Here is a 15,919-nt window from a genome sequence, read left to right on the forward strand (position 1 = left end):
TTCCTCAGAACGGCGTGTGCCTGCTGTCGAACCGGTCCCACGCGTCCGACCAGTCGTCCCGCCTGCGCCGGTCGAGCATCCGGCGGTAGAGCCAGAAACCGAGGCCGCACAGGCCCATCACGGCCGCCCAGCTCAGCGCGCCGGTGGTCACCCCGTTCACGACCGCGGTCTCCGCGGTCACCGGGGGCGCCGCGGGTTCACCGTTCTCGTCGATCCAGATGGCCGCCGCGTCGCCGGCGACCGCGCCACGCTGGGCGGTGACCTCGCCGGTGGCGGTGCCGCCGCCGGGAAGCGGCCATTCCGCCTCGACGCGGGCGGTGCCGCTCTCCGGGTAGCCCGCAGGCGGGGGCGCGTCGGCGAGCAGCGTCGCGGTCACCGCGGTGCGGGTGTCCTGCTGGCTCACCGCCAGCCGCTCCTGCCACTGGTGCACGCGGTCGCCCAGCAGGGCCGCGAACGGTGCCGTGAGCACCACGACCGTGACGGCCACGAGCAGCGCCAGCCGTTCGCGGCGATCGGACTCCCGCGTCAGCGGGTTGCCGCGCAGGCGCGGCGGTCGCCAAGTCTCCACCGGATCCTCCTCGTGTCGCCTGACCACCAGGGTCGTCACCGGCGGGCGCGCGGCGAAGGGCCGTTGGTCTCCGCTGTCGCGGCCCTACGTCCCTTCCCGCGCCGCCGCGTCCGGCCGAGGATCGGGGCATGCGGATACGGGAACTGATGAGCTCGCCGGTCGTCGGCGTCACCACCGGGGCGACGCTGGAGGAGGCGGCCGCGCTGATGCTCGACCGCGGCTACACCACGCTGCCGGTGCTGACCGCGGCAGGCGAACTCGTCGGCCTGGTCACCGAGGGCGACCTCGCCGCCGCGCGGTACGCCCCGGAGCTGCGGGGCCGGACCGGACCGGACGGCGGTGTCATGCTCGGCATCGACGCGATCACGGTCGGGTCGGTGATGCGGGTCGCGGCGCTGGCCGTGCCTGCCGACGCGGACGTCGCGGAGGTGGCGACCGGTCTGGTCGATTCGCACCAGCGCTGCCTGCCGGTGGTCGACCACGGCAAGGTGGTCGGCATCGTCAGCTGGCGCGACCTGCTGACGCACCTGCTGAACGCACGGGCCGTGCGGTGAAATCCGGCGCCGGCGCACTGGTGCTGCCCGCGTGGCGTTTGCCAGACTGGTGCGGTGATGGCTGAGCAAGGTGCTCCCGGGGGCGGGCCGGGGCGCGACCAGCTGCGCGTCGGCGTCGACGTCCTGGACCGCGAGCTCGTGGTGCGGGTCGCGGGCGACGTCGACCTGGACAGCGCCACGCACCTGGAGCAGGCCCTGACCGAGTCGGCCGAACGGCTGCCGCCGGTGCTGGTCGTCGACCTGACCGGTGTGGCGTACTTCGGCTCCGCCGGGATGCGGGTGCTGGTCGGGTTGCAGCAGCGCTGCGGCGGCGCCACGCGCGTCCGGGTGGTCGCCTCCGACCAGCGCGTGCTGCGGCCGATGGAGATCACCGGGCTCACCGAGGTGCTCGACGTCCGCCCCACGCTGGCCGACGCGCTGCGCTGCTGACGGTCCTGCTCGCGCCCTTCGTCCACTGAGGACGCTGGTCAGGACACGACGGCCCCGCGGTGCAAGGGACTTCGAGCCGCTCGGCTTGGGACTTCCTGCCCTTCCCGCCGCCGATCAGCGGTGGCGAGCCTGGAGGCATGCCGGAGACCGGGATCGACGTCCGCGAGACCCACATCGGGGCGGTGTTCCTCGTGGGTGACCGCGCCTACAAGCTCAAGAAGCCGGTGGACCTCGGGTTCCTCGACTTCACCGACCGCGCCACGCGGGAACGGGTGTGCCACCGGGAGGTCGAGCTCAACCGGCGCCTGTCGCCCGACGTGTACCTCGGCGTGGCCGACCTGCACGGCCCGGACCACCGGGTGTGCGAGCACCTGGTGGTGATGCGCCGCATGCCCGAGGACCGCAGGCTGTCCACCCTGGTCCGCGCCGGGGCGCCGCTGGAACACACGGTTCGCGTGCTCGCCCGGACGGTGGCGCGCTTCCACGCCGCCGCCGAACGCGGGCCGCGCATCAGCGAGCAGGGCTCGCGGGAGGCGATCCGGCGGCGCTGGGAGGACAGCTTCGCGCAGGTCCGCCCGTTCCACGGCGTCGTGCTGCACCAGGAGACCGCCGGCGAGATCGAGCGGCTGACCCGCGAGTTCCTCGACGGGCGGGACGCGTTGTTCGAGCGGCGGCTGAGCGAGGGGCGCGTTGTGGACGGTCACGGCGACCTCCTCGCCGACGACATCTTCTGCCTCGACGACGGTCCGCGCGTGCTGGACTGCCTGGAGTTCGACGACCGGCTGCGCTGGGTCGACGGCCTCGACGACGTCGCCTTCCTCGCCATGGACCTCGAACGCCTCGGCGCGGCCGGGCTCGCCGGGCAGCTCCTCGACGACTACGCCGAGTTCTCCGGCGACCCCGCTCCCCCGGCGCTGCGCCACCACTACACCGCCTACCGCGCGTTCGTGCGCGTCAAGGTCGCCTGCCTGCGGTTCGCCCAGGGCGACGACAGCGCCGCCGGACTCGCCCGCGCCTACGCCGGCATCGCGCTGAGCCACCTGCGGCTCGGACGGCCGCGGATGATCCTCGTCGGCGGGTTGCCCGCGTCCGGCAAGTCGACCCTGGCCGGAGCGGTCGCCGACCGGCTGGGCGCCGCGGTGCTGCGCAGCGACCGCATCCGCAAGGAGCTGGCCGGCATCACTCCGGAGGACAGCGCGGCCGCGGGCTACCGCGAAGGCCTCTACGGTCCGGAGTCGACGAGACTGACCTACGACGAGATGCTGCACCGCGCCGGCGAACTGCTCGCGCTCGGCGAGACCGTCGTGCTGGACGCCTCCTGGTCGGAGGCGCACCACCGGCTCGCCGCGGCGAAGGCCGCCGAGCGCGCGGGCAGCCCGCTGGCGCAGCTCCGCTGCTGGGCGCCGGAAACGGTCACCGCCCACCGGCTGGCCACCCGGACCGGCTCGCTCTCGGACGCGACGCCGGAAATCCTGCAGCACATGGCCACCGACGTGCACCCCTGGCCGGAGGCGCACACCGTGCTGACGGCCGGCACCACCGAGGACTCGCTCGCGCAGGCGCTGGCCTACCTGGACTGAAACACCCACCTCGGCCGGCGCAGCGCAGGTGGCGGGCGGGCCGGCAGCCCGCGATTTCAGCTTCACTCCCGGGCACCCAGGACCGGTTGGCCACCTCCGCAATGGCCTACCCGGACCGAGCACCCACCAGCGACAGCGCGCCGCGGCACAGTTCCAGGTCCTCGCGCGCCGTCACCACCAGCACCGCCGGGCCGTCGCCGGGCCTCACCACCCGGTCTCCGTTTCCCCCGGGAAGGGCGGCACGCAGGCCGAGGACCCCGCAGCCGGCGAGGATCTCCCCGACCACGCCGGGCTGGTGTTCGGCCACGCCACCGGTGAACACGACCGCGTCGAGGCGGTCCAGGCTCATCGCCGCCGCGCCGATCTCCCGCCGTAGCCGGTGCACGTACACCTCCAGGGCCTCGCGGGCGTTGTGGTCCCCCGCGTCCCGCGCCGCGAGCACGTCCCGCAGGTCGCCCGACGTGCCGGTCATCCCGGCCAGCCCGGACTCCCGGTGGAGCACGTGCGCCAGCTGCGGCACGGTGACCTCGCCGGTTTCCAGCACGTGCAGCAGCAACCCGGGATCCACCGACCCGGACCGGGTCGCCATCGCCGCGCCCTCCAGGGCCGTGAACCCCATCGAGGTGTCCACGCTCGCGCCACCGCGGATCGCGGTGACCGACACGCCGGCCCCGATGTGCGCGACCACCAGCCGTAGCTCGTCTTCGGCGCGGTCGAGCAGTTCCGCGGCCCGGCGCAGCGCGTGTCGGCACGACAGCCCGTGGAAACCGTAGCGGCGCAACCGGTTCTGACTCGTCCACGCCCGCGGCAGCGGGTAGCGCGCGGCGGCCGCGGGCAGTCCGGTGTGGAAGGACGTGTCGAAGCAGCCGACCACCGGCGTGCCCGGCAGCAGCCCGCGCACCACACGGGCGACGTCGACCGACAGCGGCTGGTGCAGCGGCGCCAGCGGGCTCAGCCGCTCCAGCTCGCGCAGCACCGCGTCGTCGAGCACGGCGGGTCCCGGCCGGGACCCGCCGTGCACGAACCGGACCGCCACGCAGCCGGGCGGCCCCCACTCCGCCAGCGCCTCGGACACGGCCCGCTCGTCTGTGCGGGCGTCCGCCGCCTGCCACGTGCGCGTGTCCACCACGTCGCCGTCGTGCAGGGCGGCCTTGAGCGACGACGACCCCGGGTTGAGCGTCAGCACCCGCATCGCGCTCACCGGGTCCAGCGCCACTCGCGGACCTCCGGCAGGTCCTCGCCGTGCTCGCGGATCCACCGGCGGTGCCGGGCGCGCGCGTCGGCCATCGCCTGCCGGGTCGTGCCCGCCGTCCGCAGCAGCCCGGGCACCCGGTCGATCACGTCGATCACCAGCTGGAACCGGTCCATGTCGTTGAGCACCAGCATGTCGAACGGCGTCGTGGTCGTCCCGCGCTCCGTGTAGCCGCGCACGTGCAGCCCCGCGTGGTTGGCGCGACGGTAGGCCAGCCGGTGGATCAGCCACGGGTAGCCGTGGTAGGCGAAGATCACCGGCCGGTCCCGGGTGAACAACGCATCGAACTCGCGGTCGGTCATGCCGTGCGGGTGCTCGGTGTCCGGTTGCAGCCGCATCAGGTCGACCACGTTCACCACCCGCACCGCCAGCTCCGGCAGGTGCTCCCGCAGCAGCGTGACGGCGGCCAGCACCTCCAGCGTCGGGGCGTCGCCCGCGCAGGCCAGCACGACGTCGGGCTCGTGGCCGGGATGGGTGCCGGCCCATTCCCAGATCCCGGCGCCGCGGGCGCAGTGCAGCGCCGCCTCCTCGGCGTCGAGCCAGTCCGGGGTGTCGTTCTTGCCGGCCACGACCACGTTGACGTAGTCCCGGCTGCGCAGGCAGTGGTCGGCGACGGTCAGCAGCGTGTTCGTGTCCGGGGGCAGGTACACCCGCACGACCTCGCTGCTCTTGTTGGCCACGTGGTCGATGAAGCCGGGGTCCTGGTGCGAGAAGCCGTTGTGATCCTGCCGCCACACATGGGAGGTGAGCAGGTAGTTCAGCGAGGCCACCGGGCGCCGCCACGGGATGTCCCGCGAGCTGCGCAGCCATTTGATGTGCTGGTTGACCATCGAGTCGACGATGTGCACGAACGCCTCGTAGCAGGAGAACAGCCCGTGCCGCCCGGTGAGCAGGTAGCCCTCCAGCCAGCCCTGGCACAAGTGCTCCGACAGCACCTCCAGCACCCGGCCGTCGCGGGACAGGTGCTCGTCGGCCGGCTCGATCGCGGCCTGCCAGCCCTTGCCGGTGGCCTGGTAGACCGCGTCGAGCCGATTGGACGCCGTCTCGTCCGGGCCGAACAGCCGGAAGTTCCGCCTGCCCGCGCTGCGCTCGGTCACCTCCCGCAGGTAGCGGCCCAGCACGCGGGTCGGTTCGTGCACGGTCGTGCCCGGTTCGGCGACCCGCGGCGCGTAATCGCGCCGCTCGGGCAGGTCGAGCGGCCGCAGCAGCGCGCCGCCGTTGGCGTGCGGGTTCGCGCCCATGCGACGGACGCCGGACGGGATCAGCGCGGTCACCTCCGGCGTGGGGCGCCCGTCGGCGTCGAACAGCTCCTCCGGCCGGTAGGACCGCAGCCAGCGCTCCAGCGCCGCCAGGTGGTCCGGGTTCTCCCGCACCGCGGGCAGCGGCACCTGGTGCGCGCGCCACGTGCCCTCGACCGGCACACCGTCCACTTCGGACGGCCCGGTCCAGCCCTTCGGGCTGCGCAGCACGATCACCGGCCACCGCGGCCGTCCGGTCGCGGCGCCGGACCGCGCCGCCGCCTGGATGCCCCGGATCTCGGCGACGATGTCGTCGAGCGTCGCGGCCATCGCCTGGTGCATCGCCGCCGGCTCGGAGCCTTCGACGTGGTAAGGCTGGTAGCCGTAACCCCGCAGGAGGTCGTCCAGCTCGTCGCGCGGGATCCGGGACAGGACCGTCGGGTTGGCGATCTTGTAGCCGTTGAGGTGCAGGACCAGCAGCACCGCGCCGTCGTGCACCGGGTCGAGGAACTTGTTCGCGTGCCAGCTCGTGGCCAACGGCCCCGTCTCGGCTTCGCCGTCGCCGATCACACAGGCGACCAGCAGGTCCGGGTTGTCGAACGCGGCGCCGAACGCGTGCGCCAGCGAGTAGCCCAGCTCGCCGCCCTCGTGGATCGAGCCGGGCACCACCGGGGCGACGTGGCTGGGCACCCCGCCGGGGAACGAGAACTCGCGGAACAGGGTCCGCATGCCCGCCGCGTCCTGTGTGACGTCCGGCGTCAGCTCGGGATAGCTGCCCTCCAGCCAGGTGTGCGCCAGCAGCGCGGGCCCGCCGTGCCCCGGCCCGGTCACGAAGATCGCGTCCAGGTCGTGCGTCACGATGGCCCGGTTGAGGTGCGCGTAGACGAAGGTCAGGCCGGGCGAGGTGCCCCAGTGGCCGAGCAGCCGCGGCTTGACGTGCGCCGGCGCCAGCGGCTCGCGCAGCAGCGGGTTGTCCATCAGGTAGATCTGGCCCGCCGCGAGGTAGTTCGCGGCGCGCCACTGACGGTCCACTTGGGACAGTTCCCGGCCGCTCAGTGCGGCACGTGCCGGCGCCTCGGCGGTGCTCACGAGCCGGACCCCGGCCGGACGACCATCACCGGGCACTGCGCGTGGTGGATCAGCGCCTGGCTGGTCGAGCCGAGCAGGAGGCCGCGGAACCCGCCCCGGCCGCGGCTGCCCACCACGACCAGCTGGGCCTTGGCGCTCCAGCTCAGCAACTGGCGCCGCGGCCGGTCCCGCGCGACGACCCGCTCCACGACCACGTCCGGGTACTTCTCCTGCCACCCGGCGAGACGCTCGGCCAGCAGCCGCCGCTCGTCGGCGGCGATCTCCTCCCAGTCCAGCGCGATCGGCACCATCGACGGGTAGCCCCCGGAGTCCACATCGGACCACACGTGCACCGCGACCAGCCCCGCGCCGCGCCACGACGCCTCCTCGAACGCGGCGGCGAGCGCGCGCTCGCCGACCGGGCTGCCGTCGACGCCGACGACCACCGGGCCGTCCGCGTTCTCGCGCCCGCGGACGATTACCACCGGGCACCGCGCGTGCGCGGCGACCTCGACGGTCGTCGAGCCGACCAGCATCCCGGTGAACCCGCCGGTGCCGGAACAGCCGAGCACGACGGTCCGCGCGGCGCGGGAAGCTTCGATCAGGGCCGGCGCTCCGCTCTCGGTCGGCCGGTCGGTGGTGATCGTCAGATCCGGTCCGCCGGCCTCGCGGGCGGTCCGGACGGCGTCGGCGACCAGGTCGTCGGCGGCGTCGACCAGCTCGTCGTGGGCCTGCTGCAGTACCGCGAGACCGGCGCCGTCGAAGCCGGTGATCGGCGCGAAGCCGTGGACGATGTGCAGGGGTTCGCGGCGCTGCCGGGCCGCCTCGGCGGCCCACCGCAGGGCGCGCGTGGCCTCCGCGGAGCCGTCCACGCCGACGACGATCGCGTTGCCGTGCATCAGTTCCCTCCCGGGTGCGCCGCCACCGCGCGGGCGCTGACGACACCGGGCACGGCCTCGGCCAGCACGGTCGCCACGTGGCGGTCGGTTTCGGAGTCGAACTCGTCGGCGATGTGCACGACGCCGTCGCGCACCTCCACGTGCCACCGGCCGGGGCCACCGTAGATGCTCAGGTGCCGGCGCACGTCGCCCGCGATCTCGCTGTCGCTGCGGGCGAAGACCCGCACGATGTCGCCGCGCGTGACGATGCCGACGACCCGGCCGCCCTCGACGATGGGCATGGCGCGGATCCGGGCGTCCAGCAGGACGCGGCTGAGCGTGGCCAGGTCGGTGCCGGGGGACATCGCGGTGGCCGGGCTGGTCATCACCTCGCCCACGGTGGCGCCCGGCGCGCGGTCCGTCCGCTCCTCGCGGGTCCGCGGGTCTCGTGGCAGCCGGCCCGCGACCAGGTCGGCCTCGGTGACGATGCCGATCAGCCGTTCGTCGTCGTCCACGACCGGCAGTGCGGTGAACCCGTGGGACGACAGGATCCGCGCCGCATCCTTCGCCGAGGTCCGCGGCGTCACGGTCGTGACGGGCCCGCTCATGATGTCCTGTGCTCGCATGTGTCCGACGCTAGGGAGCCGCGTCCGGCCGCACAGCGGGCCATGGTCATCAGGAGGAGGGACTTCCGGCCCTCTCGTGCGCGGCGAGCAGCGGTGAGCGGGCCAGGCCGATCGTGCCGGCCACGACCACCGCGCCCGCGGCCAGCTCGAGGAACACCCAGGCGCCGCCGCGCACGTTCTCCCCGAACACGGTCACGCCCCACAGCAGCGCCACGAGCGGGTTGACCAGGGTCAGGCCCGGCTGGGACGCGGTCAGGCTCCCCGCGCGCAAGGTGTTCTGCAGCAGGAAGAACCCCAGTGGCGCGGCCACCACCACCGGGTAGAACTGCCAGGTCGACAGCACGGTGGCGGACGGGTCGCGCGCCGCGGCCATGACCGCCGACACCAGGACGGCGGTGAACCCGAACCACGCCCCGGCCGCGCTGCCGAGCAGCAGCGCGCGGCGGCCGCCGGCGGCCACGGCGGCGCCGCGGTGCACCAGGACGGCGACCAGCGTGGTGGTCGCCAGGCACCCCACCAGCCAGCCGACGGCGGACGCCGTGAGCGGATCCCCGCCCGCCGGCCGCAGGGCGGCGAGCAGGACCGCGACGCCGCAGCCCACGCCGACGACGGGCAGCCATTCGCCGAAACCGAGGCGATGGCGCCGGAAGACGGCGGTCAGGACCAGGACGAACGCCAGCTCGCCGATGAGGATCGGCTGCACGAGCACGATCGGGCCGGCAGCCAGCGCCAGTGCCTGGAGCACGGACCCGGCCACCATCGACGTGACGCCGAACCCCCACGCCGGCTGTTTCGCCAGGTCCCACAACAGGCCGACGCTCAGGCGCCCGCCCGCGGGCTCGTTCCGGGCGGCGCGCCGCTGCAGGACCGACCCGGCGGCGTTGGCCGCCGCGGCCAGCACCGCCAGCACCACGCACACCCACACAGCAGTTCCTCCCGGCCGAGTGGGCCGAGCATGCGTGACGCTCCGGCCGCCCGGCCAGTGTCCTTCGTCCCCGTCCGGGTGCCGTTGGTCAGCGCCCCGCGCGGTTCCGCTCGCCCAGCTGCTTCGCTCACCATGCGCCGGTCCGACGGGCGCGCCGGAGCGGTCCATGGTTTGATCACCGCGTCTCCAGTCCGGACCGCAGGGGGAACCTCATGGACTACGTGGACCCGGCCCGCAACCTCATCTCGTTCACCACCGGCGGCGGCGCGGTGTTCGCGGAGTCCGCGCCCGCGCAGGCCGTCGACGCCTTCCGCCAGGCGTGGGAGCGGGTCTCGGCCGACCACGGCGTCGAGGCGGGCGAGGTGACCCGCATCGAGGCCTACTGGCAGCCCGCGCACTGGGACGAGCGCTACCTCACGCGCACCTTCGGCGACGTCGAGCTGGAGTACGTCTTCCCCCGGCCCGATCCGGGCGGCTGGCACACCGCCCTGGACCGGGCGCGGGAAGTCCTCGACGAGGTGGCCGCGGGCTGACGCTCAGCGGGCCGGGCGCTTCACCGGCTCGCAGCACCCCACCGCGCACGGCGCGCCGTTCACGGTGCACCCGGCGAGCGGGAACTCCGACAGCTTCCGCACCTGGCGCCTGCGCCAGGTGCTCGCGCACCAGCTCCACCACCAGCTCCGCGAACCGCGGGTCGCCGTTCGGCGTCGCCGCGCGGGCGAAGCCCATGCCGTGCTCCGCGGCGCGCTCGGCGGCCTCGTTGTCCAGGTCCCAGATCACTTCGAGGTGGTCGGAGACGAACCCGACCGGGCAGACGACAACCCCCTGGACCCCGGCGGCGTGCAGCGCGTCGAGGTGGTCGACGATGTCCGGCTCCAGCCACGGCACCTGCGGCGGCCCGGACCGCGACTGCCACACCACGTCGTACTCGGCGACTCCGGCCTGCGCGGCCACCAGGCGCGCGGCTTCGTGGATCTGCCGCGAGTAGCGGCGCCCGCCCTCCTCCGGCGGCCCGGCGGCCTTGTCCGCGCTCTCCGGCACCGAATGCGCGGTGAACACGACCCGCGCGCCGGGCACCTGCTCCAGCCCGGCGCGCACCGCGTCGGCGAAGGCGCCGACGAACAGCGGGTGGTCGAAGAAGTGCCGCAGCTTCACCAGTTCTGGCGCGCTGTCACCGACCGCGGCGCGCGCCCGCTCGATGTCCTCGTCGTACTGGCGGCACGCCGAGTAGCCGCCGTAGGCACTGGTCGGGAACACCAGCGCGCGGCGCACCCCGTCGGCCTTCATCCGGGCGACGGTGTCCTCGACCATCGGTTCCCAGTTACGGTTGCCGAAGTACACCGGCAGGTCGATCCCCTGCGCCGCGAGTTCCTTCTCCACCGCGGAGATCGCCTCGCGGTTGAGCCGGTTGATCGGCGACACGCCACCGAAGTGCTGGTAGTGCTCGGCGACCTCGAGCAGGCGTTCGCGCGGCACCCCCCGGCCCCGCGTCACGTTCTCCAGGAACGGCATGACGTCGTCCGGTCCCTCGGGACCGCCGAAGGACAGCCACAGCAGCGCGTCGTAACTCACGGTAGACGATTCTGCCGCTGTGGCCGCCCCCACGCCCGCTCAGGGGTCAGAGTCCGAGCGCGTGCACCCCGCCGTCGACCCAGATCATCGAACCCGTCGTGGCGGGCAGCCAGTCCGACAGCACGGCGCAGATGGTCTTCGCGACCGGCGTCGGGTCCTCGGCGTCCCAGCCCAGCGGGGCACGGTCGCCCCAGCCGCCCTCCAGCTCGCCGAAGCCCGGGATGGACTTGGCGGCCATGGTCTTGACCGGGCCTGCCGCGACGAGGTTCACCCGGATGCCCTGCGGGCCCAGGTCGCGCGCCAGGTACCGGTTGACCGACTCCAGCGCCGCCTTCGCCACGCCCATCCAGTTGTAGGCCGGCCACGCCACCCGCGCGTCGAAGTCCATGCCGACCACCGAGGAACCCCGGGACAGCAGCGGCAGCAGCGCCTTGGTCAGCGACATGAACGAGTACGCCGAGACCTCGACCGCGACCGAGACGTCCTCCTTCGGGGCGTCCAGGAACGGCGCGCCCAGGCAGGACTGCGGCGCGAAGCCGATCGAGTGCAGCACCCCGTCCAGGCCGTCGACGTGCTCCCGCACGCGGTCGGCCAGCGTGTCCAGGTGCTCGGTGTTCTGCACGTCCAGCTCGATCACCGGCGCCTCCTCCGGCAGGCGCTTGGCGATGCGCTCCACCAGCGAAAGCCGGCCGAAACCGGTGAGCACGACCTTCGCGCCCTGCTCCTGCGCGGCCTTCGCCGCGTGGAACGCGATCGAGCCGTCGGTGATCACCCCGGTGATCAGCAGTCGCTTACCTTCCAGAAGTCCGGCCACGCCAGTCCTTTCGGTGTCGGTTCGGGAGAAGAGGGTCAGTGGCCCATGCCGAGGCCGCCGTCGACCGGCAGCACGGCGCCGTTGATGTAGCCCGCCTCGTCGGAGGCCAGGAAGCGCACCGCGGCGGCGATGTCGGCGGTGTCGCCGTAGCGCCCCGCCGGGATCTGGTTCAGCGCCGCGTTGCGCTGGTCGTCGGTCAGCGCGTTCGTCATGTCGGTGACGATGAACCCGGGCGCGACCACGTTCGCGGTGATGTTGCGCGACCCCAGCTCGCGGGCCAGCGACCGGGCCATGCCGACCAGGCCCGCCTTGCTCGCGGCGTAGTTGACCTGCCCGGCGCCGCCGGAGAGCCCCACCACGGACGAGATGAAGATGAACCGGCCCCACTTGCCGCGCAGCATGCCCCGCGAGGCCCGCTTCGCGACCCGGTAGGCGCCGGTGAGGTTCGCGTCGACGACCCGGGTGAACTGGTCCTCGCTCATCCGCATCAGCAGCGTGTCGTCGGTGATGCCGGCGTTGGACACGACCACCTCGACCGGGCCCTGGTGCTCCTCGACCTGCTTGAACGCCGCGTCGACCTGCTCGCTGTCGGTGACGTCGGCCTGCACGCCGAACAGGCCCTCCGGCGCGCCGGACCCGCGGTGCGTCACCGCCACCTGGTGCCCGGCCTCGGCGAGGCCCCGGGCGATGGCCAGGCCGATGCCGCGGTTGCCGCCGGTGACCAGTACGGACCGTCCCACGTGACACTCCTCGTTCGATTTCCCGCAGTTGCCCGGTGAGGTTATCCGGCGGCCCGGAGGCGGGGCAGCACCGCCCGGCCCACTACCTGGAAGTAACCCGGTGAGCCCGGTCACGAGGGTCTTCGTCCTAAGGAATTGTTAGCTTCCGGCGCACTCCCTTGTCCGCGGCGGCCCCCGCCACCGAACGTGGTCCGCGGTCATGAGACAAGGGAGTTCCTGATGACGACTGGCATCGACGCCGGGGCGGACCGGCGCGCCGGGCGCCGCGTGGTGAGCAACATCCTCCGCGGCTCGGTCGGCAACCTGATCGAGTGGTACGACTGGTACGCCTACACCGCGTTCAGCGTGTACTTCGCCGCCACCTTCTTCCCGAAGGGCGACTCGACCGCGCAGCTGCTCAACACCGCGGGCGTGTTCGCGGTCGGGTTCCTGATGCGGCCGCTCGGCGGCTGGCTGCTCGGCCGTTACGCCGACCGGTTCGGGCGGCGCGCGGCGCTGACGCTGTCGGTCAGCCTGATGGCCGCGGGCTCGCTGCTGATCGCGCTGACGCCGGGCTACTCCTCGATCGGCATCGCCGCGCCGCTGCTGCTCGTGCTGGCTCGGCTGCTGCAGGGCATCTCGGTCGGCGGCGAGTACTCCACCTCGGCGACCTACATGTCGGAGGTCGCCACGCGCGGCAAGCGCGGCTACTACTCCAGCTACCAGTACGTCACGCTGATCGCGGGCCAGCTGGTCGCGCTCGCGGTGCAGATCCTGCTGCAGCAGGTCCTGACCACGCAGCAGCTGGACAGCTGGGGCTGGCGGATCGCGTTCGGCATCGGCGCGGTCGGCGCGCTGATCGTGTTCTGGCTGCGCCGCGGCATGGACGAGTCGGCCGACTTCGAGGCCGCCAAGGCCGACCGCGACCGCGCCGCGCACGGCACGCTGAAGGCGCTCGCCAAGCACCCCAAGGAGGTCGCCCTCGTGGTCGGCCTGACCATGGGCGGCACGCTGTTCTTCTACACGTACACGACCTACCTGCAGAAGTTCATGGTCAACACCAGCGGCATCAGCAAGCCCAACGCGGCGTGGATCAACTTCTTCGCGCTGGTGGTGTTCGTGCTGCTGCAGCCGCTGTACGGCGCGCTGTCCGACCGGGTGGGCCGCAGGCCGCTGCTGATCGGGTTCGGGGTGCTGGGCACGCTCGTGACGGTGCCGTCGCTGACGCTGCTGTCGCACACGAAGAACCCGGTGTTCGCGTTCGTGCTGATGGTGGTGCCGCTGGCGATCAGCGCGCTCTACACGTCGATCAGCGCGGTGGTGAAGGCGGAGCTGTTCCCGACCAACATCCGCGCGCTGGGCGTCGGGCTGCCCTACTCGGTCGCGGTCGCCGTGTTCGGCGGCACCGCCGAGTACATCGCGCTGTGGTTCAAGCAGGCCGGGCACGAGTCGCTGTTCTTCTGGTACGTGACGGCCGTCGTGTTCGTCTCCCTGGTCATCTACGTGCGGATGCGGGACACCAGCAAGGACTCGGCGATGGACCGGTCGTAGTGTGTACCGCCGTGCGCGTGTTGCTGGTCGAGGACGACGACGGGGTGGCCGATGCCCTCGTCGACTCGCTCGGCGCGCACGGCCACCAGCCCACCCGGGTGCGGCGCGGTGAGGACGCGCTGCTCGCCCACCGCGACGCCGACCTGGCCCTGCTCGACCTCGGCCTGCCCGACCTGGACGGCCTGGAAGTGCTGCGCAAACTGCGGGCGGTGAGCACGCTGCCGGTCATCGTGCTCACCGCCCGCGGCGACGAACGGTCGGTGGTGCGCGGGCTGCGGCTCGGGGCGGACGACTACCTGGTCAAGCCGGTGCGGCTGAGCGAGCTGCTGGCCCGGATCGAGGCGGTCACCCGGCGCGCCGCGGCCGCCCGGCCGGAACCGCAGGTGGTCGTCGTCGGGGACATCGAGGTGGACCTCGGCGCCCGGCGGGTCGTGGTGGGCGGCGCGGAGGTCGAGCTGACCGCGAAGGAGTTCGCCGTGCTGGCGGCGCTGGCGCGGCGGGCGGGCACCGCGGTGAGCAGGCAGCAGCTGATGGACGAGGTGTGGGGCGACGCGTACGTGGCGGTGTCGCGGTCGCTGGACGTGCACCTGACCCAGCTGCGGGCGAAGCTGCGGCGGCCGGAGCTGCTGACCACGATCCGCGGGTTCGGCTACCGGCTGGGCGCGTAGGTGCGCACCCGGGTACTGGCCGTCCTGCTGGCCTTCGTCGTGCTCGCGACCGCGGGGTTCGCGCTGCCGCTGCTGACCGTGACCGCCACCGAGCGCACCCAGCAGCTGCTGCTCGCCAGGACCGCGGACCTGGACCGGTTCGCGGCGCTGGCCGACCAGGCGGTCGCCGCGGGTGACGCGTCGGCGCTGCGGGCCGAGGTGACGCGGTACACCGAGCTGTACGGCGAGGGGATCGTGGTGGTCACCACCCGGCGCGCGCCGGTGGCCGAGACCGGTGGCCTGAGCGCGTCGGATCCGGTGGTCGCGGACCTGATCGACGCGGCGTTGCGGAACCAGCCGAGCCAGCCCGCGGCGACCGTGCGGCCGTGGTCGCGCACGCCGGTGCTGCTGGCGCGGCCGGCCGGCACGGGCACGAAGGTCTCCGGCGCGGTGGTGCTGCGGGCCTCGGTGGCGGCGGCCGCCGACGACGTGCGGCGCAGCTGGTTCGCGGTGCTGGCCGGGGCGGCGCTGGTGACGCTGGCCGGCGCCGGGCTCGCGCTCGGGGCGACGCGGTGGGTGCTGGGCCCGATGCGGCGTCTGGACCGCGCGGTGGGCGACCTGACCGCGGGGCTGCGGCCGGTGCACGCGGACCTGGCCGGGCCGCCCGAGCTGCGGCAGCTCACGGCGGGTTTCAACCGGATGTCGGACACGGTGACGGCGGCGCTGGACCAGCAGCGGCAGCTGGTCGCGGACACCTCGCACCAGATGCGCAACCCCATGACGGCGCTGCGGTTGCGGGTCGACGCGCTCGGGTCGTCGCTGCCCGCGTCGGCCGCGCGCACGTACGAGGGCGCGGTCGGGGAGCTGGACCGCCTGGAAGCCCTGCTGGACGACCTGCTGACCCTGGCGGCGGCCGAGCACCGGGCAGGCGAGCTGGCCGTGTCCGGCGAGGGTGCCTCGTGTGACGCGGCGGCCGTGGCGGAGGCGCAGGTGCACCTGTGGCAGCCCGCCGCGGAGCGGGCCGGGGTGACGTTGCGGTTCGCCGGGAGCCCGGCCCAGGCGGCGGCGACGGAGGCCGAGCTGGCCCAGGTGCTGGACGTGCTGCTGGACAACGCGCTGAAGTACGCGCCGGGCGCGGAGGTCACGGTCTCGTGCGGGGCCGAGGGCGCGTGGGTGGTCGTGTCGGTGGCGGATGCCGGGCCCGGGCTGTCCGCGGACGAGCTGGCGCAGGCGCAGGCGCGGTTCTGGCGCGCGGAACGGCACCGCAACCTGCCCGGAACGGGCCTGGGCCTGGCGATCGCCGAGCGCCTGACGGCGGGCCGGGGCGGTCGGATCGAACTACGGGCTACCAAGCCGCACGGCCTGGTGGTGCGGGTGCTGCTTCCTCGTGTGGAGGTGGGTGCCCTGTGAGCGCTCTGCCCGCCGAGACCCGCCACCAGCGCGGAGACGGGTGTGGTGGTTGGTCATGGTTTGCCCCCGCTGGGGAGGCGGCGGGGGG

The 15,919-nt window shown here is 73.7% G+C and carries 15 protein-coding genes and 1 pseudogene; 7 read left to right on the forward strand and 9 right to left on the reverse strand.

The window, feature by feature from the left end; all coding sequences use genetic code 11:
* Positions 1-4: 4 nt before the first annotated feature.
* Positions 5-568: an Rv1733c family protein gene (locus AMYTH_RS0110675; RefSeq protein ID WP_037323629.1), complete on the reverse strand. Its 564-nt coding sequence runs from the start codon at positions 566-568 to the stop codon at positions 5-7.
* Positions 569-696: 128 nt separating this feature from the next.
* Here AMYTH_RS0110675 and AMYTH_RS0110680 point away from each other — a divergent pair, with 128 nt between their 5' ends.
* The 3 genes from AMYTH_RS0110680 to AMYTH_RS0110690 all read left to right on the forward strand — a co-directional run bounded on the left by AMYTH_RS0110680 (position 697) and on the right by AMYTH_RS0110690 (position 3,131).
* On the forward strand, positions 697-1,122 hold the full coding sequence (locus AMYTH_RS0110680) for a CBS domain-containing protein (RefSeq protein ID WP_027930318.1): 426 nt from the start codon (positions 697-699) through the stop codon (positions 1,120-1,122).
* 57 nt (positions 1,123-1,179) lie between these two features.
* Positions 1,180-1,551, forward strand: a complete 372-nt coding sequence (locus AMYTH_RS0110685) for an STAS domain-containing protein (RefSeq protein ID WP_027930319.1) — start codon at positions 1,180-1,182, stop codon at positions 1,549-1,551.
* Between the two features lie 137 nt (positions 1,552-1,688).
* Positions 1,689-3,131: a bifunctional aminoglycoside phosphotransferase/ATP-binding protein gene (locus AMYTH_RS0110690; RefSeq protein WP_027930320.1), complete on the forward strand. Its 1,443-nt coding sequence runs from the start codon at positions 1,689-1,691 to the stop codon at positions 3,129-3,131.
* A 106-nt stretch (positions 3,132-3,237) separates the two neighbouring features.
* Here AMYTH_RS0110690 and AMYTH_RS0110695 read toward each other — a convergent pair whose 3' ends face one another.
* The 5 genes from AMYTH_RS0110695 to AMYTH_RS0110715 are packed head-to-tail and all read right to left on the reverse strand — an operon-like array spanning position 3,238 to position 9,112.
* Positions 3,238-4,323 carry an acetate/propionate family kinase gene (locus tag AMYTH_RS0110695; protein ID WP_027930321.1) on the reverse strand — a complete coding sequence of 362 codons (1,086 nt, stop codon included), beginning with the start codon at positions 4,321-4,323 and terminating at the stop codon, positions 3,238-3,240.
* 5 nt (positions 4,324-4,328) lie between these two features.
* Positions 4,329-6,710, reverse strand: coding sequence for a phosphoketolase family protein (locus tag AMYTH_RS0110700; protein WP_027930322.1), 2,382 nt, complete (start codon positions 6,708-6,710; stop codon positions 4,329-4,331).
* A complete protein-coding gene (locus AMYTH_RS0110705; protein ID WP_027930323.1) occupies positions 6,707-7,588 on the reverse strand; it encodes a universal stress protein in 882 nt (293 codons plus the stop codon). Before AMYTH_RS0110705 ends, AMYTH_RS0110700 begins: the two co-directional genes overlap by 4 nt.
* On the reverse strand, positions 7,588-8,193 hold the full coding sequence (locus AMYTH_RS0110710; RefSeq protein ID WP_027930324.1) for a CBS domain-containing protein: 606 nt from the start codon (positions 8,191-8,193) through the stop codon (positions 7,588-7,590). Before AMYTH_RS0110710 ends, AMYTH_RS0110705 begins: the two co-directional genes overlap by 1 nt.
* A gap of 49 nt (positions 8,194-8,242) precedes the next feature.
* Positions 8,243-9,112: a DMT family transporter gene (locus tag AMYTH_RS0110715; RefSeq protein WP_228684707.1), complete on the reverse strand. Its 870-nt coding sequence runs from the start codon at positions 9,110-9,112 to the stop codon at positions 8,243-8,245.
* 218 nt (positions 9,113-9,330) lie between these two features.
* On the opposite strand from AMYTH_RS0110715, the gene AMYTH_RS0110720 reads away from it, so the two are divergent.
* Entirely contained in the window at positions 9,331-9,651 is a 321-nt protein-coding gene (locus AMYTH_RS0110720; protein ID WP_027930326.1) for a hypothetical protein, read from the forward strand.
* Positions 9,652-9,654: 3 nt separating this feature from the next.
* Here the strand turns inward: AMYTH_RS0110720 and AMYTH_RS44600 are convergent.
* The 3 genes and pseudogenes from AMYTH_RS44600 to fabG form a co-directional block, all read right to left on the reverse strand.
* A pseudogene (locus AMYTH_RS44600) lies at positions 9,655-10,690 on the reverse strand (ferrochelatase).
* A gap of 46 nt (positions 10,691-10,736) precedes the next feature.
* Positions 10,737-11,504 carry an enoyl-ACP reductase FabI gene (gene fabI / locus AMYTH_RS0110730; RefSeq protein ID WP_020418437.1) on the reverse strand — a complete coding sequence of 256 codons (768 nt, stop codon included), beginning with the start codon at positions 11,502-11,504 and terminating at the stop codon, positions 10,737-10,739.
* 35 nt (positions 11,505-11,539) lie between these two features.
* A complete protein-coding gene (gene fabG, locus AMYTH_RS0110735; protein WP_020418438.1) occupies positions 11,540-12,244 on the reverse strand; it encodes a beta-ketoacyl-ACP reductase in 705 nt (234 codons plus the stop codon).
* A 219-nt stretch (positions 12,245-12,463) separates the two neighbouring features.
* On the opposite strand from fabG, the gene AMYTH_RS0110740 reads away from it, so the two are divergent.
* The 3 genes from AMYTH_RS0110740 to AMYTH_RS0110750 are packed head-to-tail and all read left to right on the forward strand — an operon-like array spanning position 12,464 to position 15,831.
* Entirely contained in the window at positions 12,464-13,774 is a 1,311-nt protein-coding gene (locus tag AMYTH_RS0110740) for an MFS transporter (protein WP_027930327.1), read from the forward strand.
* Between the two features lie 11 nt (positions 13,775-13,785).
* Positions 13,786-14,442 carry a response regulator transcription factor gene (locus tag AMYTH_RS0110745; protein ID WP_020418440.1) on the forward strand — a complete coding sequence of 219 codons (657 nt, stop codon included), beginning with the start codon at positions 13,786-13,788 and terminating at the stop codon, positions 14,440-14,442.
* Positions 14,443-15,831 carry a sensor histidine kinase gene (locus AMYTH_RS0110750; protein ID WP_027930328.1) on the forward strand — a complete coding sequence of 463 codons (1,389 nt, stop codon included), beginning with the start codon at positions 14,443-14,445 and terminating at the stop codon, positions 15,829-15,831.
* Positions 15,832-15,919: the final 88 nt, after the last annotated feature.

Origin of the sequence: Amycolatopsis thermoflava N1165 (assembly GCF_000473265.1) — a bacterium.
Classification (GTDB): domain Bacteria; phylum Actinomycetota; class Actinomycetes; order Mycobacteriales; family Pseudonocardiaceae; genus Amycolatopsis_E; species Amycolatopsis_E thermoflava.

Coding starts and splice junctions, on each gene's coding strand:
- AMYTH_RS0110685 (WP_027930319.1), top strand. CDS start 1,180: ATGGCTGAGCAAGGTGCTCCCGGGGGCGGGCCGGGGCGCGACCAGCTG.
- AMYTH_RS0110680 (WP_027930318.1), top strand. CDS start 697: ATGCGGATACGGGAACTGATGAGCTCGCCGGTCGTCGGCGTCACCACC.
- AMYTH_RS0110705 (WP_027930323.1), bottom strand. CDS start 7,588: ATGCACGGCAACGCGATCGTCGTCGGCGTGGACGGCTCCGCGGAGGCC.
- AMYTH_RS0110720 (WP_027930326.1), top strand. CDS start 9,331: ATGGACTACGTGGACCCGGCCCGCAACCTCATCTCGTTCACCACCGGC.
- AMYTH_RS0110695 (WP_027930321.1), bottom strand. CDS start 4,323: ATGCGGGTGCTGACGCTCAACCCGGGGTCGTCGTCGCTCAAGGCCGCC.
- AMYTH_RS0110690 (WP_027930320.1), top strand. CDS start 1,689: ATGCCGGAGACCGGGATCGACGTCCGCGAGACCCACATCGGGGCGGTG.
- AMYTH_RS0110710 (WP_027930324.1), bottom strand. CDS start 8,193: ATGCGAGCACAGGACATCATGAGCGGGCCCGTCACGACCGTGACGCCG.
- AMYTH_RS0110740 (WP_027930327.1), top strand. CDS start 12,464: ATGACGACTGGCATCGACGCCGGGGCGGACCGGCGCGCCGGGCGCCGC.